We start from the raw sequence: 22,741 nt of genomic DNA, 5'->3' as shown, positions 1-22,741 counted from the left end.
TCGATGCGACGACTCCGCTCGCGCGAGAGATCGCGGATATGACCCGTAGGCGCCGCGTGCTGGCCAATACCGACCTTCCCCTGCCCGAGACGACACGGGTCATCACGGTCTCCAACCAGAAGGGTGGGGTGGGAAAGACCACCACCACGGTCAACCTCGCGGCCGCATTGGCGCGTTCGGGTGCCAGAGTGCTGGTCATCGACCTCGACCCGCAGGGGAATGCATCGACAGCACTCGGCATCGACCACCGGTCCAGTGTCGCCAGCGTCTACGATGTGGTGGTCGGCGATGACCCCATGGGTGATGTCATTCAGAAGAGCCCGGAGTTCGACCACCTCTATTGTGTTCCCGCGACCATTCACCTGGCCGGCGCCGAGATCGAACTTGTTTCGATGGTTGCCCGTGAGCAGCGGTTGCGCCGCGCTCTGGATGCCCACCTGGCGACGATGGATGAGCCATTCCACTACGTCTTCATCGACTGTCCCCCGTCACTGGGTCTCCTGACGATCAATGCCTTTGTCGCCGCGCGCGAAGTTCTCATCCCGATCCAGTGCGAGTACTACGCGCTGGAGGGGTTGAGTCAACTGCTCACGAATATCGAGCTGATTGAGAAGCACCTGAACCCGACCCTGCACGTGTCCACGATCCTGTTGACGATGTTCGACTCCCGAACCAACCTCGCCCACCAGGTGGCGCAGGAGGTTCGTGACCACTTCCCGGCCCAGACTCTGGCTGCGGTGATCCCCCGCTCTGTGCGTGTGTCCGAGGCGCCCAGTTATGGCCAGAGTGTGATCTCGTACGACATGAGTTCGTCCGGATCCCTGTCTTATCTGGAGGCAGCCACCGAGATTGCCATCCGTGGAGCCGCCACTGAATCTACCCAACCGAGAACCGAAGGATATACCGCCTGATGGCCACTAAACGAACTGGACTGGGCCGTGGTATCGGCGCACTCATACCCGTCAGCGACGAGAGCACCCGTCCCGTAGATGTCTTCTTTCCGTCGGCGACGGATTCCTCGACCGATCTGGTGAGGGTGCCCGGGGCACACCTTGCGCATGTTTCCCCGCTGGACATCACTCCCAATCCCCAGCAACCGCGCGCGGTGTTCGATGAAGAAGATCTGGCCGAATTGGTGCACAGCATCCGCGAAGTCGGCCTCCTGCAGCCGATTGTGGTCAGGCCGCTCACCGGAGTTCCCGGCAAGAAGTATGAACTGATCATGGGGGAGCGCCGTCTGCGCGCCAGCCTGCAGATCGGCTTGGATACGATTCCGGCGATTGTGAAGGAGACCGCGGATGAGAACATGCTGCGGGATGCCCTGCTGGAGAACCTGCATCGTTCGGAACTGAACCCACTGGAAGAGGCGTCGGCCTACCAGCAATTGATGGCTGACTTCGGTATCACTCAGGAGGAGCTCTCGACACGCATCGGACGGTCACGTTCCCAGATCGCGAACACCGTAAGACTCTTGCGGCTGCCGGAACCCATCCAGAAGCGTGTGGCCGCCGGAGTTCTTTCCGCCGGGCACGCCCGCGCGATCCTGTCGACAGGAAACCCCGAGTCGATGGCCAGGCTGGCCGACAAGATCGTCAATGAGGACCTCTCGGTTCGAGCGGCCGAGGCGGCGGCCGGTGCCGCACCCAAGGCCCGCAAGGCCCGACCCGCGGCTGGTAGGCGCCGCGGTCATCTCGATGAGGTGGCCGAACGGTTGGAGGACCGGTTGAACACCCGGGTGAAGATCACCCTGGGTGCTTCCAAAGGGCTGCTCGCCATCGAATTCGCGAGCGTCGAGGACCTCAACCGGATACTCGAGGAATTGGGTGAGTCCGGCTTCGGAGCTCAATAGTTCTGCGTCCAGCCCGAGACTGGAATGGGCTTTCAGAGCAAAATTCTGGTTGCGCCTAGATGAATAGAACACCTGATCAGAGATGGTTAAATTACAATATTCGTCAATGAGCGTGACCTGGGACCGAGCGCGCGCAGGTGAGTCGAGCCCAGTTCACTCAGGCCGGTATCACCGTGGACAGACGACGAACACCCTCACGGATCTCCTCGGCAGGCGGATAACAGAACGATAGCCGCAGGTTCGAGTGGCCATCGCCGTCGGCAAAGAACGCGGTGCCGGGAGTATAGGCCACCTTCGCCTCGAGCGCGCTCGGCAACAGTGCCTTGGTGTCCAGCCCTTCCGGCAGGGTAACCCAGACGTAGAACCCGCCGTTGGGGTCTGTCCAGCGGAGGTTCGGCAGGTATTCGGCGAGTGCGTTCACGGTGGCGAGCTTGCGCTCCCGATAGATGCCACGAAACGTGTTGATCTGTGCCTTCCAGTCCGCACTCGCCAGGTACTCGGAGATCACCAGCTGGCTGAACGAACTGGGGCAGAGTATCGAAGCCTCATTGGCGAGCACGAGCCTCTCGCGGATGGCCCGGGGTGCCAAGACCCAACCCACACGAAAACCGGGGGCGAGCGTCTTCGAGAAGGTTCCCAAATAGATCACCCCGGAGTCGTCGAGAGAGCGCAGAGAAGCAGGAGGGGGCCGGTCGAAGTAGAGCAAGCCGTACGGATTGTCCTCCAGCACCAGAATGTCGTTTGCCCGGCAGATCTCCAGAACCTCGCTTCGGCGTGCGGGGGAGAGGGTGACACCGGCAGGGTTCTGGAAGTTCGGAATGGTGTACAGAAACTTGATTCGGTGTCCGGCAGCCCGTGTTGCCTGGATCTTAGCCCTCAGGTCGCCTGGATCGAGCCCGTCATCGTCCACATCGACGTGCACCACGCTCGCCCGGTGTGAGCGGAATACCCCGATTGCGCCGACGTAACTCGGTGCCTCGACGAGAATCGCGTCGCCGGGATCGATCAGCAACTCGGTGACCAGATCCAACGCGTGTTGGGAGCCCGTGGTCACCATCACATTGTCTGCAGGCGCCTGGATCCCCTCGAGTTCCATCACTTCGAGTATCTGCTCACGCAGCTTGAGAACTCCTTGCCCTGAACTGTACTGCAGGGCTGCCGCACCCTGCTCACGCAGAACGCGAGATACTGCGTCCTGCACCACGTCTTGCGGCAGTGCAGAGACAAACGGCATTCCGCCGGCCAGCGAGACCACGTCTGGGCGTGAGGCAACGGCGAACAGTGCACGCACGTCTGAAACCGTCCACCCAGCCGCCCGGATGGAGTAATGGGCACTCCAATGGTCACCGGATTGATCACCCGCGATAGGGAGGTTCGTGCTCACAGCGCTCCAGTCATGAACGAAACTGCGGCCGAGACTTGGGCCACAGATCGGGAACTATCAGACCAGAAACTATCAGGCCAGGAACTCAGCCAGCTCTGCAACCAGCTGCGGCTTTGGTTTGGCTCCGATCACTGTCTTGACGACTTCGCCGCCCTGGTACACCTTCATCGCCGGGATCGAGGTGATCTGGTACTTGGCAGCGGTCTGCGGGTTGTCGTCGACGTTGAGCTTGACGATTTCGATCTTGTCGCTGTGCTCGACAGAGATCTGGTCGAGAATGGGACCGACCGCGCGACACGGACCGCACCATTCGGCCCAGAAGTCGACCAGGATGGTCTTCTCCGACTTGAGAACGTCGTTCTCGAAACTGGCATCGGTGACTGCTTTTACGTTGGACATGTTTCTCCTCATTCGTTGAATCTGCACTGTTGTCAATCTGCACTGTTGTCAATCTGGACTGTCGTCGATCGGGACCGTCATGGATCTTGGGCGTCTGCGGGGCCCGGCCCGCTCGAGCGCTCCAGCGGTCGTGCTTGGGGTGACCACCGGTGACCGACGTTTACGAAGTGACCAGTTCCTTCTCTTCCGGGGCCGCGGGCCCCTGGGTCTGGGCGATCGTCTCGGCGGGCAGGGTGGCCAGATAGTGTTCGGCGTCGAGGGCGGCCACGCAGCCGGTTCCTGCGGCGGTCACGGCCTGCCGATAGGTCGGGTCTGTCACATCTCCCGCTGCGAAAACCCCGGTCAGAGAGGTTTTCGAGGTACGTCCCTCAACGGCTATCGTGCCGTCGTCGGACAGGTCGATCTGGCCGCTCACCAGTGCGGTACGCGGGTCGCTCCCGATCGCGATGAACAGACCCTGTACCTCCAGGGTCGAATCTTCGCCGGTGGCGGAGTTGTGCACCGTGATTCCCGTCACCGACTCCTCGCCGTTGATCGCGGTGACCTGGCTGTTCCAGATGAATTCGATCTTCTCATTGTCGAAGGCTCGCTGTTGCATCGTCAGGGATGCCCGCAGGGTGTCCCCACGGTAAATCACGTAGACCTTGTCGGCGAACCGGGTGAGGAACGTGGCCTCTTCCATCGCGGAGTCGCCGCCGCCGACGACAGCGATCGTCTTCTCCTTGAAGAAGAAGCCGTCGCAGGTGGCGCACCACGACACGCCGCGCCCCGTCAGGCGCTCTTCATCGGCGAGTCCCAGCTTGCGATAGGCAGAGCCTGTCGCGACGATCACCGCGAGAGCCTCCACGACCTCGCCGGAGCCGAGTGTGACCTTCTTCACCGGGCCCTCGAGCTCGACCGAAGTGACGTCATCCAGCAGGATCTCTGCGCCGAAGCGCTCTGCCTGCGCCTCAAAGCTCATCATCAGGTCAGGGCCTTGAACACCCTCGGGAAACCCCGGATAATTCTCCACATCGGTCGTGTTCATCAGTTCGCCCCCGGCTTCCACCGAACTGGCGATAACAAGCGGGGCGAGCCCTGCCCTGGCGGCATAGATCGCCGCGGTGTAGCCAGCGGGGCCCGAACCGATAATGATGACTTGACGCAACGATCACTCCTCTTGTGTGACTGTGGACGGCCTGCAGAACACGACCGAATCTCCCGGCATGCTCGCCGCTCGCCTTCCCTACAACACATCCTAACCGGCCACTATTCCAGCACCCTTACGGCAGGTATCCGTGCGCCACGGGCAAACGGCACCGAGGCTGAACCAGGCCTAGGGCCCAACCCGGCCGAACCGTCGCTTCAGCGGTCCGAGTGCGTCGTGCAACTCACTCACGCGCATCAGATGCAGCATTCCGACGTAGCAGGCGGTCATGGCCACCCCGACCAGGATCATGGAGAGCCCAGCACCCAGAACCCCGGTGACAGCGAATCCGCCGTTCCGGAGACCGCCCAGCAACCACACCAGAATGAAGCCGATGATCATTGCGGGGATCGCGGCCACGACGAAGCGGGTGAGGGACCGTACGATCCGAAAGCCGTCGATGTGGCGAAGGCGACGGCGCAAGAGTATTGCAGCGAGCAGGGTCTGGAGTGTTCCAGAGATCGACATTGTCAGGGCGATCCCGATCGCAAGGAGTTGAACCGGCAGGAAGAGACACAGGAAGGCCCCGACCGAAAAGAGCACCACCTGGAAAAGCGTGAAGAAGAACGGCGTGCGCGTGTCTCCCAAGGCGTAGAAGGTGCGCTGTAGCACGAACAATACGCAGAAGGCGGGCAGGCCGATCAAGAACGCGATAATCACGTTTCCCAGGGCCTGGGTGCCCACGTAGTCCTGTGCGAAGAGGCTGCTGAACGGGTACGCGACAACAATCAGCCCTGCGGTGGCGAAGACGATGATTGCCGAGATGCCGCGAATCGATGCCGAGACATCCGATTTGAGTGCCTGATCGTCCCCGCGCGTGACGTGTTCGCTCATTCGAGTGAAGTAGGCGGTGGCGATGGATACGGTGAACACCGAGTGTGGCAACATGAACACCAACCAGGCGGTCTGCAGCGCGAAGATCGATGCCGCCTCCCCGGAAGCAGCCGAGGCGACCCTGGACTCCACGACGCCCGCAAGAGTGGTGAGCAGGAGCATCCCGAACGCCCAGCCGGCGATCTTTCCGGTGGCACCGAGACCGACGCCCCGCCAGCGGAAATCCGGCCGGTAGCTGATTCCGATACGCCGCCAGAAATAGAGCAACACGAATGCCTGAGCCGCCACACCGAGGGTGGCGCTGCCGGCAAGGATGGAGATCATCGAGCTTGACCAGTCGGTGACCGGCCGGTTGCCCGACCCCGCCCCGAACAGCACGATGAATATCACCAGGCCGGCGATCGCGACTATGTTGTTGAGCACCGGCGCCCAGGTGAACGGGCCGAACATGCTCTTTGCGTTCAGTACCTCACCGAGCAGGGTGTACAAGCCGTAGAAGAAGATCTGGGGCAGGCACCAGTATGCGAAGACGGTCGCCAGGGCGAGTTGGTCGGACGTGAAGTCGGGGCCATACAGTTGCACCAGCCAGGGGGCGACCAGGATTGTCACCGCTGTGGCCAGCCCGAGCAGCACCATGGCGATAGTGAGCAACTTGTTGATGTAGCCGCGACCGCCGTCTGCGTGCAGGGCGGCACGCACGATCTGTGGCACCAGCACCGCACTGAGCACGCCGCCGGCGACGATGGCATAGACGGTATTCGGCAACTGGTTGGCCACCGCGAACGCATCGCCCGAGGCGCTGCCGACAACCCCCAGGGTGGCGGCGAGCACGGCAGCCTTCACGAAACCCAGAACGCGGGAGACCACGGTCCCCGAGGCGAGGGCGAAACTCGCCCGGCCGATAGACGGACCCTGCCCCGGGGTGCTAGCTGGACTGGTCATGCTGCTCCTCGGCATGGCTTGAGCCTACGGGGGGCGCGGCTCCGCCCGGGTCGACGGCACCCGCCTTTCGGCTCTTGCGACGACGACGGATGTTGCGGAAGATCCCCAGCCCGAAGAATCCGACCACCAGAACCGCGAGAATCAGCGTGCCGAAGGTCTCCCAGTCGGCGCGCACGGTGACCGCCACATACTCGGGCCCGTCGAGTTGCACACTCAGGTCCTCGTTGAACAGGGCGATGCTGAGGGTCACGTCGCCGTTCCCTATGCGGGCGGTGACGGGAACGAGAACCTTGGTCTGGGAGCCGGGCGCCAATTCGGCGATCACGTCGTCGTCGACCACCAGGCGTGCGTTCGACGGCACCGTTTGAACACGCACTGTCACCGGAAGGGGCAGATCGTTGATCACCGTGATCGGGATGGCGACCTGCCCGCCGAACATCTGCACATCGCTCATTGGAGCCAACCGCACATCGTCAAGCAACCCGGCCGAGGCATCGAGCGACTCGTCGACGTTCTGTTCCCAGGCCACCGGGTCGGCCAGCCACGACGTCGCCAGCAGCGCGAGCATGTCAGCGCGGTAGCGCCCGGTCAGAAGCGCCGGATTCTTGGCCGCGGTTGCGAGCCTGTCAACCTGGGTGGCCCGGTCGTTCAAGGTTCTGATCCGCTCGATTCGGCCGGCCTTTTCTGGGGAATTCACGATTGCCCCGCCCGTCGTGGCGGTGTCGCGCACGAGGGATTCCAGCGTTGCGGCGCCCACCAGGTTCTGTCCGGTCAGCGCAGACATGGTGGCGTCGAACCAGCCGAAGTTCGAGGTGTCCCTGCCGATGTCGGCCAACACCGGGACAGGGTCGGGCGATGCAGCGTACACCGCAAGCTGTGCGAACAGGTCAGTCATCGCCTGCGTCCACACTGCTTCGGTGGAGGCGGATGCCGCCATTCTGAGTGCGGCCGTGAGGCTGCTGTCGGCGACCAGCACCTGGTGATCGTTGATGAGAGCACGGGCAGCGACACCGTGGCCGGTGGTGTCGCCTTTGATCGCGGAGCTGTTGAGGATCGTGGTCTCCAAGCCGGCCTTGGCGAAATGATCCAAGTCTTTTGCGGTCACAGTGCCATCCGCGGGCCATCCTATGCCGTCAAGGGAATATGGCCATTTGGTGAGGGACTCCGCGGTGGGGAGATCCGGCAACGCCCCTACTTGCGGTGACGGGCTGGGGGCGGGGCTGGGGGCGGGGGTGGGTTCGGCGGTTGGCTTGAGAAAGAGCGAGTCATCGATGGCAAAATCGAACGAGGTCGGTTGCAGCAGGCCAATCCCCGCCTGCGACTGGCCGGCGATGTCGGCATCGGCGTATTGCAGCGGGAAGATCTCGTTGGGGGCCGCCGCCAATCGTGCCAACCATGAGGTTGCGGTCTGGGGTGCAGATTTGCCGAGAAGGCGGATGGAGGCGGGAATCATCGGGTCGAGCCCGATGGCGACTGGACGGTGCTGGAGTGCAGTGAGCCGCGCGGTCAACTCTCCATCGGCGGCGGTCAGGCGCTCGAGGTCGTCTGCCGAGATCACGCCGTTGGTCGGCGCGGGAACAGTCAACGGTGCGACGACGGCCAGCGCACCTCTGGTACCCGGTGCGTCTGCAACCACGGTCGTGCGGGCAGTGGCGGCCACAGCTCCGCTCTGGGCGTCCACGTTGCGCGAATAGACGGCTTCGACCGGGTAGACCTTGCCTGCGGCCAGCTTCATCGAACTGGCCGGGACCATGGCGGTGACCGTGGTCTGGGTGCCGGAGCCGGCCCGCACAGCCACTGTCGTGATCACCACCCCGGTGGGTGCCGTCGTCTCCCTGCTGGGATTCAGCCAGGCTTCGAGTGCGCTGCGGTCGGCCAGGGGCGCGCGGTCCAGGTGCAGTTGTATCCGACCGGCCGCGACCGGAGCGCCATCAGTGCTCTGTATCACCATGCTGAAGCTCACGTCCGAACCGACACCGACGATCCCCAGTTGCCCGGCGGTCACGCTCAGGTGAGTGCCGGAGGCGCTGGCCGCAGTTGCCCGAGCCCCCGCCAGTGGACCCAACCACGACGCGGCGGCGAACACGAGAACGAGGCACACCAGGGCGGCAATGAAAGCCGAGACTCGGCCAGCCGGGGAGCGTTCGTCTTCGGTCCACCCGGTCGCAACCGAGCATGGACGCCGATGCGTTCTGCTCACTCGGCCTCCATGCAGTGATTCTAGGCGCAACGAATGCGTCGCCGGTGCCAGCACACCGTAAGCCTCGTACCGTCCGCCAATACAAGACCAATACAATCGTATCCATGCAACCGGTCGCGCAATCCCTCGAGCGGCTGGGCGAACTCGCGGCGTCCGGCCCGGTCACTGCTCTGGCGAGCGCCTTCCGGGCCGCTGGCCACGAACTGGCTCTCGTCGGCGGACCGGTCCGTGACGCGTTCCTCGGCCGACGGGCCACCGACCTCGACTTCGCCACGGATGCGACTCCCGACCAGATCCTGAAGGTGATCGTGCCGCTGGCCGATGCGCATTGGGACATCGGCCGGGCGTTCGGCACCATCGGGGCGAAACTTGGGCACGACACGGTCGAGATCACCACCTATCGTGCAGACAGCTATGACGGTAAGACCCGCAAGCCGGAGGTGCAGTTCGGTACGAGCCTCGAACAGGACCTGCTTCGCCGTGACTTCACCGTGAATGCGTTGGCGCTCCGGGTACCCGAGGTTGTTCTGGTCGACCCTTCGGGCGGGGTGGAAGACATTCTGGCCGGCACGCTGCGCCCACCGTCGTCGCCGGAGATCTCGTTCGGCGACGACCCCTTGCGCATGATGCGGGCGGCACGGTTCACCGCCCAACTCGGCTTCGAGGTTGACGAGGCGACCCGGGCGGCGATGGGCGAGATGGCCTGGAGTATTCGCCGCATCTCGGCCGAACGAGTGCGCGACGAGCTGTCAAAATTGTTGATGACCTCCGATCCCCGACCCGGTTTGGAGCTTCTGGTCACCGCAGGGATCGCCGAGATCGTGCTGCCGGAGCTTCCTGCAATGCGCCTGGAACAAGACGAGCACCATCGCCACAAAGACGTCTACGAACACAGTTTGACTGTTCTGGAACAGGCGATCGACCTGGAGAAATCGAGAAACCCGCAGGCCCCACCCGATCTGGCGCTGCGCCTGGCGGCCCTCCTGCACGACATCGGCAAGCCGGCCACCCGCGTGATGGAGCCCGGCGGCCAGGTCAGTTTTCACCACCATGACCTGGTGGGCGCCAGGCTCGCCGGCAAACGATTGCGTGAGTTGCGCTTTGACAAGGAGACAATCGACGCGGTCAAACAGCTGATCGAGCTCCATCTGCGATTCTTCGGATATACGGAGGGCAAATGGACGGACTCGGCGGTGCGCCGCTACGTGCGCGACGCCGGTGACCAGCTGGAGCGCCTGCACATCCTGACTCGTTCAGACGTGACCACCCGCAACAGACGTAAGGCCGACCGGCTCTCTTTCGCCTACGACGATCTCGAGGAGCGGATCGCCGAGCTCTCGGCGCAGGAGGAAATGGCCGCGGTGCGTCCCGACCTCGACGGCGGACAGATCATGAAGATCTTGGGGATACCGCCGGGTCGTGAGGTGGGCGAGGCCTACCGCTATCTCCTGGAGGTGCGGCTGGACGAGGGCCCACTCGACGCCGAGGAGGCGACGAAACGACTGCACGACTGGTGGGCCGCACGTGACTCGTAGCGCGACTGACCCTCAGCGAACGGCCCTGCCCCGCGGCGAGGCACCGGTGAGGCGCCGTCGCATGCTGGCCAGGCGCAACGCGATCACCGGCTACTCCCTGCTGGCGCCGAGCCTGTTCGGACTGATCTGTTTTCTCGTGTTCCCGGTGCTCATCGTGCTCTGGTTGAGCTTTCAGCAGTGGGATCTGATCAGCCCCGCCCGCTTCGTCGGGCTCGACAACTACCGGTCGGTGCTCAGCGACCCGGTCTTCGCGAACTCGCTGATGGTGACGGCCGTGTTCGTGTTGATCGTGATCCCGATCCAGACCGTCCTTGGGCTGCTGGTGGCCAGCTGGCTGACTCGCGGCCTGCCGGGCTCGCTCGTGCTCAGAACCATCTATGTATTGCCGTGGATCTGCGCCCCGCTCGCCCTCGGAGTGGTCTGGAAGTGGATCTTCGCCCCGACGGACGGCGCGTTGAATGCGATCCTGGGCATCCGGGTGGAATGGCTGACGAACCTCGATCTCGCGCTGCCGGCCGTGTGTGCCGTTGTGATCTGGACCAACGTCGGCTACATCACCTTGTTCTTCATGGCCGGCCTGCTCAATATTCCCGAGCATGTGATCGAGGCTGCCGCCATTGACGGCGCGAGCCCGTTCACGACCTTCTGGCGTGTCAAGCTTCCGTTGCTGCGCCCGACCATGTTCTTCGTGCTGGTCACCAGCGTGATCTCGACCTTTCAGATCTTCGACCAGGTGTACGCGCTGACTGGGGGTGGCCCCCAGCACCGCACGGACGTGATCGCAGCCCGCATCTACTTCGAGGCCTTCCAGACGTTCGACATGGGCAGGGCGGCGGTGATGGCCGTGGTACTGCTGGTCATCCTGGTGGGGATCACCCTTGCGCAACAACTCTATTTCGGGCGGAGGACGACCTATGACCTCAGCTCCTGAGACGGTCGTCGCACTTCCGGCGAAGCCGCGCCGGGCGCGTTCGGCGGGACGCACGCGCACACCGGCGATAGTGACCGCCGGTATCTACCTCGGGTTGCTGGTCGGGGCCGCCGTCACTCTTGGGCCGTTCCTGTTGAGCGCGATGACCGCGTTCAAGACACCCGAGCAGTTCGCGCGCGAAGACCCATTGGCGCTCCCCGACCCCTGGAGCCTCACGAACATGGTTTCGCTCATCACGGGACCGGCCGACTTCGGCAGGGCCATCGGGGTGACCCTGCTGATGGCTGTCTTCGTGACCGTGTTCCAGGTCTCCTTCTCCGTTCTCGCCGGCTATGCGTTCGCCCGGGTCGACTTTCCCGGTCGGGAGGCGATGTTCTGGATCTACTTGTCCACCCTGATGGTGCCGGCCGTGGTGGTGGTCATCCCCCTTTACCTGATGATGGTCGAATTGGGGTTGCGCAACACGTTCTGGGGGCTGGTGCTGCCGTTCACCTTCGCCAGCCCCTACGCCATCTTCCTGCTTCGCGAATACTTCCGGGGCATTCCACAAGATGTGATCGACGCCTCCCGTCTCGACGGGGCGAACACGCTGGACACCCTCGTAGAAGTGGTGGTGCCGATGAGCAAACCGATCATCGCCACCCTGGTGCTCATCACCATGGTCAGCCAGTGGAACAGCTTCATGTGGCCGCTGGTGGTCACCAGCGGCAGCCAGTGGCGTGTGATCACGGTGGCCACGGCAAGCCTGCAATCCCAGTACAACGGCAATTGGACCCTGGTGATGTCGGCCACGACGCTGGCCCTGGTGCCGTTGATCCTGCTGTTCCTTCTCTTCCAGAAGCAGATCGTGCGTTCGATCGCCATCACCGGCTTTCGGTGAGCACGATCCTCGGCTGGGGGTGCCGGGATTCGGGGGACCGATCTCCCCGGTGGCTCGCGGCCGCATAACGGTTCGGACACGAGGATTCGAAACCGGGAATATTCGCAGGGTACCGTTAGGTTGGCTTTCACTGTTGCGCCCGAATGCACCTGGAGGCGCGTCTACCCGGCCCCGGCCGCCCATCCCTGCCCCAAGATCCAGAAAGAATCCCCATGCCCAAGCGTTCTACTGTCATTGTCGCTGTGGTCGCGGCCGCCGCCGTTGTCGCCGGCTCCGTGGCCGCCGCTGTCGCCCTGATCCCCAGCGGCCCGCCCGAGAAGACAACCGTCACCATGCGACTCTGGGATGACCAGGTCGCGGCCGCGTACGAGACATCCTTCGCCGAGTTCGAGAAGGCGAATGAAGACATCACCGTCGACGTGCAGGTGATCGGCTGGGCCGATTACTGGACCAAGCTGCGCACCGACATCGCCGGCAAGAGCATCGACGACATCTTCTGGGTGAACGGAGGCAACTTCGTCGACTACGCGAACAACGGCGACCTGTTGGACATCACGGAGGCGCTGGGTGCTGACGCCCAGAAGGCCTGGGCCCCGAGTGTGGTCGCGCAGTATTCCCTGAACGGCTCCCTGTGGGGTGTGCCGCAACTGGCTGACCCCGGAATCGGAATGTTCTACAACGAGGATCTGGTGCGCGCCGCTGGAATCGATCCGACCAGCCTCTCTTCGCTGCACTGGGACCCCACCGGGGCGGATGACACCCTGCTGCCGGTTCTGAAGAAACTCACCGTTGACGCCAACGGGAACACCGCAGACTCGCCGCAGTTCGACCCGAAGAAGATCGTGCAGTACGGCTACAACGCGGCCAACGACCTGAACGCGATCTACATCAACTACCTCGGTTCGAACGGGGCCGCCCTACAGTCCGGCGACGAGTTCGTCTTTGACTCCCCCGCGGGCGTGGCTGCCTTCCAGTATCTGGTCGACCTGATCAACGTGCACCACGTGTCACCGAGCGCCGCAGACACCAACACGAACGGCGACTTCAGTCGTGACCAGTTCACCCAGGGCAAGATGGCGCTGTTCCAGTCCGGCGTCTACAACCTCGCGAACGTCGAACAGGGTGCCGACTTTCCGTGGAGCGTGGCCACCATGCCCGCAGGGCCGGCCGGCGCAATCAGTGTGACCAACGGTGTTGTCGCCGCGGCGAATGCCCACTCCGCTCATCCCGACGCGGTCAAGAAAGTACTTCAGTGGCTGGGCAGTGAGGCCGGCTCAGCGCCGATCGGAGCCACCGGGTCGGCGTCGCCGGCAGTGACCGCCGCCCAGCAGGTGTACCTCGATTTCTGGAACGAGAAGGGAATCGGCGTCACGCCATTCTTCGACGTGCTGGCGAACGGCACCGTTCAGGCGCCCCAGGGCGCCAAGTGGCAGGCCGCCCAAGAGGCATTCGGCCCGGTCTTCGAGGAGATCTTCCTCGGACGCACCCCCGTTGCCGAGGGCTTGGCTACAGCGCAACAGGCCGCGAACGCCGCCATCAAGTAGCCGACCTCCCGGACGCCGGGGGCCGGGTGGTGCGCGTGCCGTGAGGCACTTCGCGCCACCCGGAACACTTCGTGCCCGGTTGAACTGGCACCAAGCGTGCCAACTGGCGCGATCCACCACGGTGGCCCCAACGGGGCAAGGCGCGCGGTTGCGGGCGCCCTCGCCCAGCGCGTAGAATGCTGAGGTTGTCTGTGTGCCGGATTCCCGGCCTCCACAGATCGCGATGCTAGAACCCTCCTGTCGCAGAAAGTCTGCGACCGTATAGTCCGAAGGAGGTGGGTTAGTTATGCATCAGTATGAATTGATGGTGATCCTCGATCCAGAGATCGACGAGCGCACCGTGGCACCCAGCCTGGACAAGTTCCTGAATGTCGTTCGCAACGACGGTGGCACGATCGACAAGATCGACATCTGGGGACGTCGCCGGCTCGCTTATGAGATCAACAAGAAGTCTGAGGGCATCTATGCCGTCGTCGACTTCACCGCGAACGCCTCGACCACGACGGAACTCGACCGCCAGCTGAAACTGTCCGAGGCCGTCATGCGCACCAAGGTGCTGCGGGCCGAGGAAGCGATTGCACAGGTCGCCGAGGCCACCAAGCTGGCCGCAGAGAAGGCAGCCCGCAAGGCTGCAGCGATCGCCGCCAAGCCGGCTGCTCCCACGGAAGCGGCACCTGCCGACGCCGCTAAGGAAGCGTAACGATGGCGGGCGAAACGATCATCACGGTTGTGGGAAACCTCACCGCGGATCCGGAGCTGCGCTACACGCAGAACGGGCTTGCCGTCGCCAACTTCACAATCGCTTCGACGCCGCGCAACTTCGACCGCGCGACGAACGATTGGAAAGATGGTGACGCGCTCTTCCTGCGTGCCAGCGTCTGGCGTGAGTTCGCCGAGCACGTGGCGGGTTCACTGACCAAGGGCATGCGGGTCGTAGCGACCGGCCGCCTGAAGCAGCGCTCGTACGAGACCAAAGAGGGCGAGAAGCGCACCAGCATCGAACTCGAGGTCGACGAGGTCGGTCCATCGTTGCGTTACGCCACAGCACAGGTCACTCGTTCAGCACCCGGTGGAGGCCGCAGCGGTGGTTCCACCCAGACGAACGAGCCGTGGGCGCAGGCGCCGGCAGCACAGGCAGCACCCGCCGGAGACGTGTGGAACACCCCCGGCAACGCGCCGAACAACTACCCGGACGAGACCCCGTTCTGACCGGTGGTCCCGCGACCCGAGTGGGGAATTTGACGGATGCTGTGACATTCGTCCAGACAGATCCCGCCGAGATCGCGGCCAAACTACACATCGTGAAGGAAAGTAAAGGAAATCATGGCTGGAAAATCTAGCGGCGACCGCCGCAAGCCGATCCGCAAGGGCAAAGACGGCAAGAACGTCGCCCCAGCGAAGGCGATTCGTGTCGGTGTCATCGACTACAAAGATGTCGCGACACTGCGCAGGTTCATCTCCGAGCGTGGAAAGATCCGCGCCCGCCGTATCACCGGTGTTTCTGTTCAGGAGCAGCGACTCATCGCCCGTGCCGTTAAGAACGCCCGCGAGATGGCCTTGCTGCCATACGCAGGCTCAGGCCGCTAAGGAGAACAACAATGCCTAACAAAGTCATATTGACCCATGAGGTCACAGGTCTCGGCCAGCCCGGCGACGTGGTCGAGGTGAAGAGCGGCTACGCCCGCAACTACCTGATCCCACAGGGCTTCGGGGTTTCCTGGACGCGCGGTGGAGAGAAGCAGATCGAGCAGATCAAGGCCGCTCGGTCCGCACGGGAGCACGCCACGATCGAAGAGGCGAACCACGTGAAGGACATCCTGGAGCACGCGACCGTGAAACTTGCGGTGAAGACTGGAGCCGGTGGTCGTTTGTTCGGTTCCGTCAAGACCGGAGACATCGCTCAGGCGGTCGCCGATCAGGGCCTCGGCACGATCGACAAGAAGAAGATCCAGGTCTCGGCACCGATCAAGCTGACCGGCATGCACGAGGCAACCGTCAAGCTGCGCGACGACATCACCGCGGTGATCAAGTTGCAGGTGGTCTCCGCCAAGTAATTCGGCTGAGCAAGGCGTGTAGCGGCAGGTTTTCACCTGCCGCTACACCCCGTTAAGGGGGGGTGTTCTCCCCCCGTGTTATGCACAGATGAGCAAAATCTCAACAACATTCAAGTGACAGTTTAGGGATGTCTGTTCCCACAGGGTGTGAAAAATAGAATAGCTGGTCAGAAGTGGTTTCTTTATCACATTGTGGACTCTCTCCACAGAACTGTCCACAGGGATGGGGCAAGCTCCCCGGCGTTTCGCGCTAGTTGTGCACAGGTCTGTCCACAGGCTCGTTTGTACCCCGTTCGCGCAGTTTCTATGGTTGGGGGGAACATACTTCACCGCAAGAATCCGGGTCACCGTCACTGGTCGTGTCGGTGGCCCCTGCTATGCATGAGGGACTCAAGTGTTTTACTGTGAAGGTCTAAGGAGACGCTCGTGTCGATAGCTCATCTGGGGCTGGCAGGCGACCAACGCACCTCGGGCGACGCGCGCAGTTCGGAACGCACCCCACCGCACGATCTTCTCGCCGAACAGAGCGCGCTCGGGGGCATGCTGCTGTCGAAGGATGCGGTCGCTGACGTGGTCGAGACCGTCCGCGGGGTCGACTTCTACATCCCCAAGCACGAGGTCATCTTCGAGGCCATCCTCTCGCTGTATGCACACGGCGAGCCCACCGATGTGATTGCGGTCACCGACGAGCTGACCAAGACCGGCCAACTGAGCCGCGGCGGCGGTGCCGACTACCTGCACACGCTGACCGGCCTGGTGCCGACGGCGGCCAACGCCGGCTACTACGCCTCAATCGTCGCCGAGCGCGCCCTGCTGCGCCGCCTGGTCGAAGTGGGCACCCGTATCGCGCAGATGGGCTACTCCGGTGAGGGCGAGGTGCTCGACCTCGTGAACAATGCCCAGGCCGAGGTCTATGCCGTTACCGGGGGCACCGAGACCGAAGACTATGTGCCGCTGACAGACGCGGTGAACGTCGCAATCGAAGAGATCGAGGCTGCGACGGGGCGCGACGGGCAGATGACCGGCGTGCCTACAGGATTCGCGCAACTCGACAGCCTCACCAACGGGCTGCACGCCGGGCAGCTGATCATCCTGGCCGCCCGTCCGGCCCTCGGAAAGTCAACGCTGGCGCTTGACTTCGCACGCTCCGCAGCCATCAAACACGACATGCCGACCATCTTCTTCTCGCTCGAGATGGGGCGCAGCGAGATTGCGATGCGCCTGCTGTCGGCCGAGGCATCCGTGCCGTTGCAACACATGCGCAAGGGAACAGTCGACGCGCGCGACTGGACCACGATTGCTTCCACCCGTGGCCGCATCAACGACGCGCCGCTGTATATCGACGACAGCCCGAACATGACGCTCGTCGAGATCCGGGCCAAGTGCCGCCGCCTCAAACAGCGGGTGGGCCTCAAGATGGTCGTGATCGACTATCTGCAGCTGATGACCAGCGGCAAGAAGGTCGAGTCCCGACAGCAAGAGGTGAGCGAGTTTTCCCGGGCACTCAAGCTGATGGCGAAAGAGCTGCAGGTTCCGGTGATCGCTCTGTCACAACTGAACCGTGGACCGGAGCAGCGCACCGACAAGAAGCCGGCGCTTTCCGACCTGCGTGAGTCGGGGTCTCTTGAGCAAGACGCCGACATGGTGATTCTTCTGCACCGCGAAAGTGCGTACGAGAAGGACAACCCGCGTGCGGGCGAGGCCGACTTCATCGTCGCAAAGCACCGCAACGGGCCGACCGACACCATCACGGTCGGCTTCCACGGTCACTTCTCCCGTTTTGCCGACATGGCGCCTGCCTAGACCCATTCGCACCTGGGGCCGAGCAGCTGTGATTGTGCGGCGACGTCTTCGTCATTTGGTGTCTGCGGAGAGACAGCGGATCACGGGGACGTAAACTGGTCGGGTCGACCGAGTGAAGCGCTGGCCGATGCAACTGGCCGAAACGAGTCGGCCGGTGAACGAGTCGGCCGAGGCTCAGCCCGGACGGCCTCAAATGATCCTAAGGAGAACCTCGAGCGTGACTGTGCCGCAACAGGAGTCGAATCACCGCTACTGGCCAGTGCCGATCATCCGCGCATTGCCCGCCCTGCTGGCCACGATCGTCATCACGTTCTCGCAGGACCACTCGGCGCAGCTCGGGCTGATTGTCTTCGGTTGCTTCGCTGTCGCCACCGGGGTAGTGCTCGCCGGCTTCAGTCACCAGCGGATGCCGCGGGGGACCGCCCGCACGCTCGTGGTCAGTCAGGGTGTGATCGGCGTGCTCGCCGGGGTCGGGGCATTGCTGCTCAACGCGGCGGGTGTCGGAGTCTTTCTCTATCTGGTCAGCGTCTGGGCGGCCGTCACCGGATTTCTCGAACTGTACAGCGGTGTACGGGTCAAGCCGGGAAACGCGCTCAGCCGCGACTGGCTGATCGGTGGGGCGATGACCGCGATCCTGGCCATCGTTTTTCTGCTGATCGCACCCGACTCCGTCACTGCCGTCGGCCTGTTCGGTGCGTACGCCGCGATTCTCGGGGTCTATCTCATGATCGCGGGATTCTCCCTCAAGTGGGCAACCCCGACGCCGGCCGGTGATGCCGCAGACCCGACCAACCTCCAGGCCGAAACCGGTACATCTACAGAGACTGAGAGAACCACGTGACCAGCACCTCGCCCGCAGCACAGCCCGACAACTCCCGGAAGAGCCGGTTGAAACCGGCTGAGATCCTCGGACTGTCGGCAGGGATCGCCCTCTTCGTCGGACTCACGGTGCTTCTGACCACCCACAAGCCGCTCTTCTCGCTGATCGGTTTCGGCATCACGTTCGTGCTGTGCCTGATCATGGTCAGCCTGATCATGCTTTCCATCAAGCCCGGCGCCTTCGACCCCACCGATGCACATGCCGCGCCCAGCACCCGCCCGGGCGAGACCCCGCCAGCTCCCTGAGAGCGGCGCGCTGAGAACATGCAGAAATGACAGGCCGCTGCCGTCAACAGCCTGATTCGCGCCTTTTCACCGCACTGAGCCTGTTCTGACCATCGGGCGGCCCCCAGACAAGAGTGCGCGGATGACGTCGATGCATCGGGGCAGATCGTGCATCACCTGTCTGTATCGAAAACGGTGCCAGCGATATCCCAGCAGAACGAGTTGGGCATTGCGGTGGGCGTCTTTGTCCCCCGATGCCTCATCGTCATGCCAGAGACTCCCGTCGAGTTCGATCACCAACCAACCGTTGATCAGAAGATCGACATAGCCCACGCCGGCAATCATCACCTGCGCTTCGACCTGCCAGCCCTCGTCCTCGGCGGCGAGCCGCATCAGGGTTTCCAGACCCGAGTCGGCTCTCGCGCTCAGCCGCCTGCGCAAACGACGCACCCGACGCGGCACGCAGGCGAAGATCCCATCCACATCTGCACGTGTGACCAGCCCCTGGTTCAGGGCGCTGTCGAACGAGGCAATGGCATCATTCGCGGATTCCACCTTCACAGCCTGAAGCAATGCGTCGTGCACAGAAACGCGCCATCGCGTGTCACTCGTGCACGGAAAGAACTCGTGCGTCCAGAGGCGCTGCTCATTCATGGCCAGGGGCGGCAACCTGCTGGCGCTTCGCGGGTGGGCAATCCACAGGCCGCTGTCCCGGGTGACCCACACGCCGTAGCTGGAGAGGGCGGATGACGCGGCCAGGCGACCACGAAGTGCCACCGCCCGCATCGCTCGCCGGTCTGCGCCTGCGTTGGCCACCCAGCTTCGGCCGATCGGCAACAACTCACCCGCGCTGATCGCACGCTGCAGGGTGCGCTCGCTCGTACCGCTCGCACGAACTTGAGATCTGGTGGCGAGAAACCCGAAGCGGGTCAGGTCAACGGTGGGGCTGCGGGGTATCTGTATCGGGCTGACCATACTCGTCAACGTTGCCGTGTTCACCGCCCGTTTCGGCTCGCAGTTGTGAGCATGTGGACAGCTGCCCGGTTCGGCTTCCCGGGGAGGCGTGGTCGAGAACAGGTAAAACTGATCTCGGGTCGGCGAAAACAGGCTGAAGTGGGCGGTAGGCGAAAGCCGTGCATGTTTCGGCGACGCGACGACGCGCGACTGGGCGTGGCCGGGCGGGGCGTGGTGGGGCCGGGCGGGGCGTGGCCCGCCGCGGTTACGGGCGGCGGACCTCGTCGACCAGTTGTTCCGCGACGCCGATGTAACTTGCCGGGGTGAGCGCGGTCAGACGGGCCTTCGCGGCATCGGAGATGTCGAGGTCGCCAACGAAGGTGACCAGCTCGGCCTGGCCGATGCGCTTGCCGCGGGTCAGTTCCTTCAGCAGCGCATATGGGTCTTCGATCTGCGAACGGCCGGCGGCAACCTCGGCTCGGATGACCGTCTGGATCGCCTCTCCGAGCACCTCCCAGTTGGAATCGAGATCGGCGGCCAGAACGGCGACGTCGAGGTCGATCTCGCCGAGCCCGCGCACGATGTTGTCCAGTGCCAGCAGCGAGTGTCCCAGCCCCACACCGATGTTGCGCTGCGTGGTCGAATCCGTCAGGTCGCGTTGCAGACGGGAGGTGACCAGAGTCGCCGACAGCGAGTCGAGAATCGCACTGGCCAACTCCAGGTTCGCCTCAGCATTCTCGAACCGGATCGGGTTTATCTTGTGCGGCATGGTCGATGAACCCGTGGCACCGGCTTGCGGGATCTGCTTGAAGTAGCCGAGCGAGATGTAGGTCCACACGTCGGTGCACAGGTTGTGCAGAACCCGGCCCACGTGGCTGACCCTCTGGTACAGCTCCGCCTGCCAGTCGTGCGACTCGATCTGTGTGGTCAGCGGGTTGAACACCAGGCCGAGTGAGGTCACGAACTCGCGCGAGATGGCCGGCCAGTCCACCGTGTCGTCAGCCGCGAGGTGGGCCGCCCACGTTCCGGTCGCCCCGCTGAATTTGCCCAGGTATTCGGTGGCCTCGATCTGCGCCTTGATGCGCTCGAGCCGAAAGACGAATACCGCGAGTTCCTTGCCCATGGTTGTGGGGGTGGCCGGCTGCCCGTGCGTGCGTGACAACATCGGTACCGCCCGGTGCTTCTCGGCCAGGGAGCGCAGTGCGCCGATCACCGACTCCAGTTTGGGCAACCAGATCTTCAGAACGGCCGCCTCGATGACGAGCGCATAGGACAGGTTGTTGATGTCTTCGCTGGTGCAGGCGAAGTGCGTGAGCTCCGCGATGTGTATGAGCCCCAGGGCCTCCAAGCGGTGGCGAACCAGATACTCGACCGCTTTGACATCGTGGCGGGTGGTGGCCTCGAGTTCGGCGAGCTCATCGATCTCGGCCTGGCCGAAGTCGGTGACCAGGTGGCGCAGGGCGGCGATCTGGTCGTCGGACAGGGGGCTGGAACCGAACATCCGCTTGCCCGTCAGATGGATCAGCCACTCCACCTCCACCTGAACCCTGGCCCGGTTGAGCCCGGCCTCGGAGAGGTATTCGCCGAGAGCCGACACGACCGGCTTGTAGCGACCATCGAGGGGGCTGAGCACTTGCTCGGGTAGTGGTGTCATCGGTGTCGGGATCCTCTCGAGGGGCGTCGCATCGTGATGCTGCGGGGCGCACAGTCATCGTGGATCAATCATCCCAAGATTTGGCGGATACCGCTGACCCGCGACGCCGCGACCCGCGTCGGCCGCAGCCCGTGACGACGCCGGTGGGGGAGACTGCGGGCGGTGGGGCACTCTCGGCGGTGGGAGACTGGGGGAATGGTGTTTGTGAAGATCTGTGGGCTGCGAACCACTGAAGCGATCGAAGCGGCGATCGACGGGGGCGCCGACGCGATCGGATTCGTGATGTCGCCGAGCCCACGACAGATCAGCGCCGCCCAGGTTCGGGTTCTCGTTGAGCAGGTCGCCGGCCGGGTGATGACAGTGGGGGTCTTCCGCGACGAAGGAATCGACACGGTGCTCCGCGACAGCGCCGAGGCCCGCGTGAACACGATCCAGGTGCACGGAACCCGCACCGCGGCGGAAATCGCCCGGCTTCTTCCCGTGGTTGAGACAGTGATCCGCGCCGTTCCGAACACAGTCGAACGCCCCGAGACCGGGGCGCTCGGCGAACACATTCTCCTGGTCGACGCGCCCAGGGCGGGTTCGGGCGAGAGTTGGGACTACAGTGCGCTCGCCGGCAGGCTCAGCGGCCAGTGGATGCTCGCGGGGGGTCTTCGCCCCGACAACGTCGCCGCAGCCATCCGGGCGGCTTCCCCCTGGGGGGTGGATGTCTCCAGCGGCGTGGAGAGTGCGCCCGGTGTGAAGGATGCCTCCCTGATCACCCGGTTCCTGCGCGAAGCCAAGCACTGACCGGAAACAGGGTGCCGCTCATCGGCTCATTGACTGCTGCCGGACCACTCGCAACGTGACGGGGTGCATCGTGACCGGGTGCACTTTGATTGCGTGCACAGTGACAGTGGGTGCACTGTGACAGGGTGCACTTTGATCGCGTGCACCGTGACAAGGTGCTTCGCGGCTGAGAGCATTGTGGCTGGTTCCTAGTCGGGCTGTGCGGCAGTCGAGGAGTGGCCGGAGTCGAGCCGCACGGGAACCAGACCCGCGCGAATCAATCCGCGCGCGAATCAAACCGAATGGTTCTCCAACCGCTCCCCGCAGCGGGCTCGGCGACACCCCTGTGCACGGATCGGGGAAATCAGCGGTGGCGCGTGCCCGAACCCGTAAGACTCGAAACCGGGAGGGAGGGGTCAAATATGGTGGATTGGACGGGGCAGGCGAACGACGCGGCTGAACAGATCCAGATGCTCGCCCGGCAGCGCTCCCGGGTGGCCGAGGTGCGCTCGCAGGTGCGGAGGGTTCGGCGCTCCGACCTCCCGGCACTGCACCCGGTGCACTGGCGGTCAGAGGCACAACGCCGCTACAGCGATCAGTTGGTCGAGCTCGAGGGGATGCTCGGCCACGCCTCGGTCACACTCGACCGGGCCGTGGAGGCGGTCGACCAGGCGCTGAGGTCTGCCTGGAGTGCCCAGTGAAAGCAATGAATGCAGGGAA

At 63.7% G+C, this 22,741-nt stretch carries 22 protein-coding genes; 15 read left to right on the top strand and 7 right to left on the bottom strand.

Annotation, left to right across the window (positions count from 1 at the left end; genetic code table 11):
• The first annotated feature begins 38 nt into the window (after positions 1-38).
• The gene (locus DL891_RS10000; RefSeq protein ID WP_232819109.1) at positions 39-911 is read left to right on the top strand and encodes a ParA family protein; all 873 of its coding nucleotides are present in this window, start codon (positions 39-41) and stop codon (positions 909-911) included.
• Positions 911-1,849, top strand: a complete 939-nt coding sequence (locus DL891_RS09995) for a ParB/RepB/Spo0J family partition protein (RefSeq protein ID WP_111720283.1) — start codon at positions 911-913, stop codon at positions 1,847-1,849. The genes DL891_RS10000 and DL891_RS09995 overlap by 1 nt, the downstream gene beginning before the upstream one ends.
• A gap of 157 nt (positions 1,850-2,006) precedes the next feature.
• Here DL891_RS09995 and DL891_RS09990 read toward each other — a convergent pair whose 3' ends face one another.
• The 5 genes from DL891_RS09990 to DL891_RS09970 form a co-directional block, all read right to left on the bottom strand.
• Positions 2,007-3,233, bottom strand: a complete 1,227-nt coding sequence (locus DL891_RS09990; protein WP_111720282.1) for a PLP-dependent aminotransferase family protein — start codon at positions 3,231-3,233, stop codon at positions 2,007-2,009.
• Positions 3,234-3,305: 72 nt separating this feature from the next.
• Positions 3,306-3,644 carry a thioredoxin gene (gene trxA, locus DL891_RS09985; protein WP_111720281.1) on the bottom strand — a complete coding sequence of 113 codons (339 nt, stop codon included), beginning with the start codon at positions 3,642-3,644 and terminating at the stop codon, positions 3,306-3,308.
• A 148-nt stretch (positions 3,645-3,792) separates the two neighbouring features.
• Positions 3,793-4,779 (bottom strand): thioredoxin-disulfide reductase, encoded by a 987-nt coding sequence (gene trxB, locus DL891_RS09980; RefSeq protein WP_111720280.1) that lies wholly within the window; start codon positions 4,777-4,779, stop codon positions 3,793-3,795.
• A 168-nt stretch (positions 4,780-4,947) separates the two neighbouring features.
• The gene (gene murJ, locus DL891_RS09975; RefSeq protein ID WP_111720279.1) at positions 4,948-6,594 is read right to left on the bottom strand and encodes a murein biosynthesis integral membrane protein MurJ; all 1,647 of its coding nucleotides are present in this window, start codon (positions 6,592-6,594) and stop codon (positions 4,948-4,950) included.
• Positions 6,578-8,794 carry a DUF6049 family protein gene (locus DL891_RS09970; protein WP_111720278.1) on the bottom strand — a complete coding sequence of 739 codons (2,217 nt, stop codon included), beginning with the start codon at positions 8,792-8,794 and terminating at the stop codon, positions 6,578-6,580. Before DL891_RS09970 ends, murJ begins: the two co-directional genes overlap by 17 nt.
• A 104-nt stretch (positions 8,795-8,898) precedes the next feature.
• On the opposite strand from DL891_RS09970, the gene DL891_RS09965 reads away from it, so the two are divergent.
• The 11 genes from DL891_RS09965 (at position 8,899) to DL891_RS09915 (ending at position 18,666) form a co-directional block, all read left to right on the top strand.
• Positions 8,899-10,329, top strand: a complete 1,431-nt coding sequence (locus tag DL891_RS09965) for a CCA tRNA nucleotidyltransferase (RefSeq protein ID WP_111720277.1) — start codon at positions 8,899-8,901, stop codon at positions 10,327-10,329.
• Between the two features lie 61 nt (positions 10,330-10,390).
• A complete protein-coding gene (locus DL891_RS09960; RefSeq protein WP_111720276.1) occupies positions 10,391-11,260 on the top strand; it encodes a carbohydrate ABC transporter permease in 870 nt (289 codons plus the stop codon).
• Positions 11,244-12,140 carry a carbohydrate ABC transporter permease gene (locus DL891_RS09955; protein ID WP_111720275.1) on the top strand — a complete coding sequence of 299 codons (897 nt, stop codon included), beginning with the start codon at positions 11,244-11,246 and terminating at the stop codon, positions 12,138-12,140. Before DL891_RS09960 ends, DL891_RS09955 begins: the two co-directional genes overlap by 17 nt.
• A gap of 212 nt (positions 12,141-12,352) precedes the next feature.
• On the top strand, positions 12,353-13,684 hold the full coding sequence (locus tag DL891_RS09950) for a sugar ABC transporter substrate-binding protein (protein WP_111720274.1): 1,332 nt from the start codon (positions 12,353-12,355) through the stop codon (positions 13,682-13,684).
• Positions 13,685-13,970: 286 nt separating this feature from the next.
• Positions 13,971-14,384 (top strand): 30S ribosomal protein S6, encoded by a 414-nt coding sequence (rpsF, locus tag DL891_RS09945; protein ID WP_111720273.1) that lies wholly within the window; start codon positions 13,971-13,973, stop codon positions 14,382-14,384.
• 2 nt (positions 14,385-14,386) lie between these two features.
• Positions 14,387-14,893, top strand: a complete 507-nt coding sequence (locus DL891_RS09940) for a single-stranded DNA-binding protein (protein WP_111720272.1) — start codon at positions 14,387-14,389, stop codon at positions 14,891-14,893.
• Positions 14,894-15,007: 114 nt separating this feature from the next.
• The gene (rpsR, locus tag DL891_RS09935) at positions 15,008-15,271 is read left to right on the top strand and encodes a 30S ribosomal protein S18 (RefSeq protein ID WP_111720271.1); all 264 of its coding nucleotides are present in this window, start codon (positions 15,008-15,010) and stop codon (positions 15,269-15,271) included.
• An 11-nt stretch (positions 15,272-15,282) separates the two neighbouring features.
• The gene (gene rplI / locus DL891_RS09930; protein WP_111720270.1) at positions 15,283-15,738 is read left to right on the top strand and encodes a 50S ribosomal protein L9; all 456 of its coding nucleotides are present in this window, start codon (positions 15,283-15,285) and stop codon (positions 15,736-15,738) included.
• 426 nt (positions 15,739-16,164) lie between these two features.
• Complete coding sequence (gene dnaB, locus DL891_RS09925) at positions 16,165-17,541, top strand: replicative DNA helicase (RefSeq protein ID WP_111720269.1); 1,377 nt, start codon at positions 16,165-16,167, stop codon at positions 17,539-17,541.
• A 217-nt stretch (positions 17,542-17,758) separates the two neighbouring features.
• Positions 17,759-18,382, top strand: coding sequence for an HdeD family acid-resistance protein (locus tag DL891_RS09920; RefSeq protein WP_198668841.1), 624 nt, complete (start codon positions 17,759-17,761; stop codon positions 18,380-18,382).
• Positions 18,379-18,666, top strand: coding sequence for a hypothetical protein (locus DL891_RS09915; protein ID WP_111720268.1), 288 nt, complete (start codon positions 18,379-18,381; stop codon positions 18,664-18,666). The genes DL891_RS09920 and DL891_RS09915 overlap by 4 nt, the downstream gene beginning before the upstream one ends.
• Before the next feature lie 66 nt (positions 18,667-18,732).
• Here DL891_RS09915 and DL891_RS09910 read toward each other — a convergent pair whose 3' ends face one another.
• Positions 18,733-19,620, bottom strand: a complete 888-nt coding sequence (locus tag DL891_RS09910) for an endonuclease domain-containing protein (protein WP_111720267.1) — start codon at positions 19,618-19,620, stop codon at positions 18,733-18,735.
• A gap of 244 nt (positions 19,621-19,864) precedes the next feature.
• Positions 19,865-21,253 carry an adenylosuccinate lyase gene (gene purB, locus DL891_RS09905; protein ID WP_111720266.1) on the bottom strand — a complete coding sequence of 463 codons (1,389 nt, stop codon included), beginning with the start codon at positions 21,251-21,253 and terminating at the stop codon, positions 19,865-19,867.
• 195 nt (positions 21,254-21,448) lie between these two features.
• Here purB and DL891_RS09900 point away from each other — a divergent pair, with 195 nt between their 5' ends.
• Together DL891_RS09900 and DL891_RS09895 are read left to right on the top strand one after the other, a co-directional pair.
• On the top strand, positions 21,449-22,042 hold the full coding sequence (locus DL891_RS09900; protein WP_198668840.1) for a phosphoribosylanthranilate isomerase: 594 nt from the start codon (positions 21,449-21,451) through the stop codon (positions 22,040-22,042).
• Between the two features lie 401 nt (positions 22,043-22,443).
• Positions 22,444-22,722, top strand: a complete 279-nt coding sequence (locus DL891_RS09895; RefSeq protein WP_111720265.1) for a hypothetical protein — start codon at positions 22,444-22,446, stop codon at positions 22,720-22,722.
• Positions 22,723-22,741: the final 19 nt, after the last annotated feature.

This window comes from Homoserinimonas sp. OAct 916, from assembly GCF_003260275.1.
In the GTDB taxonomy this organism is placed as follows: Bacteria; Actinomycetota; Actinomycetes; order Actinomycetales; family Microbacteriaceae; genus OACT-916.
The sequence above is the reverse complement of the archived record's forward strand: the minus strand, read 5'-3'. Positions and strand labels throughout refer to the sequence as shown.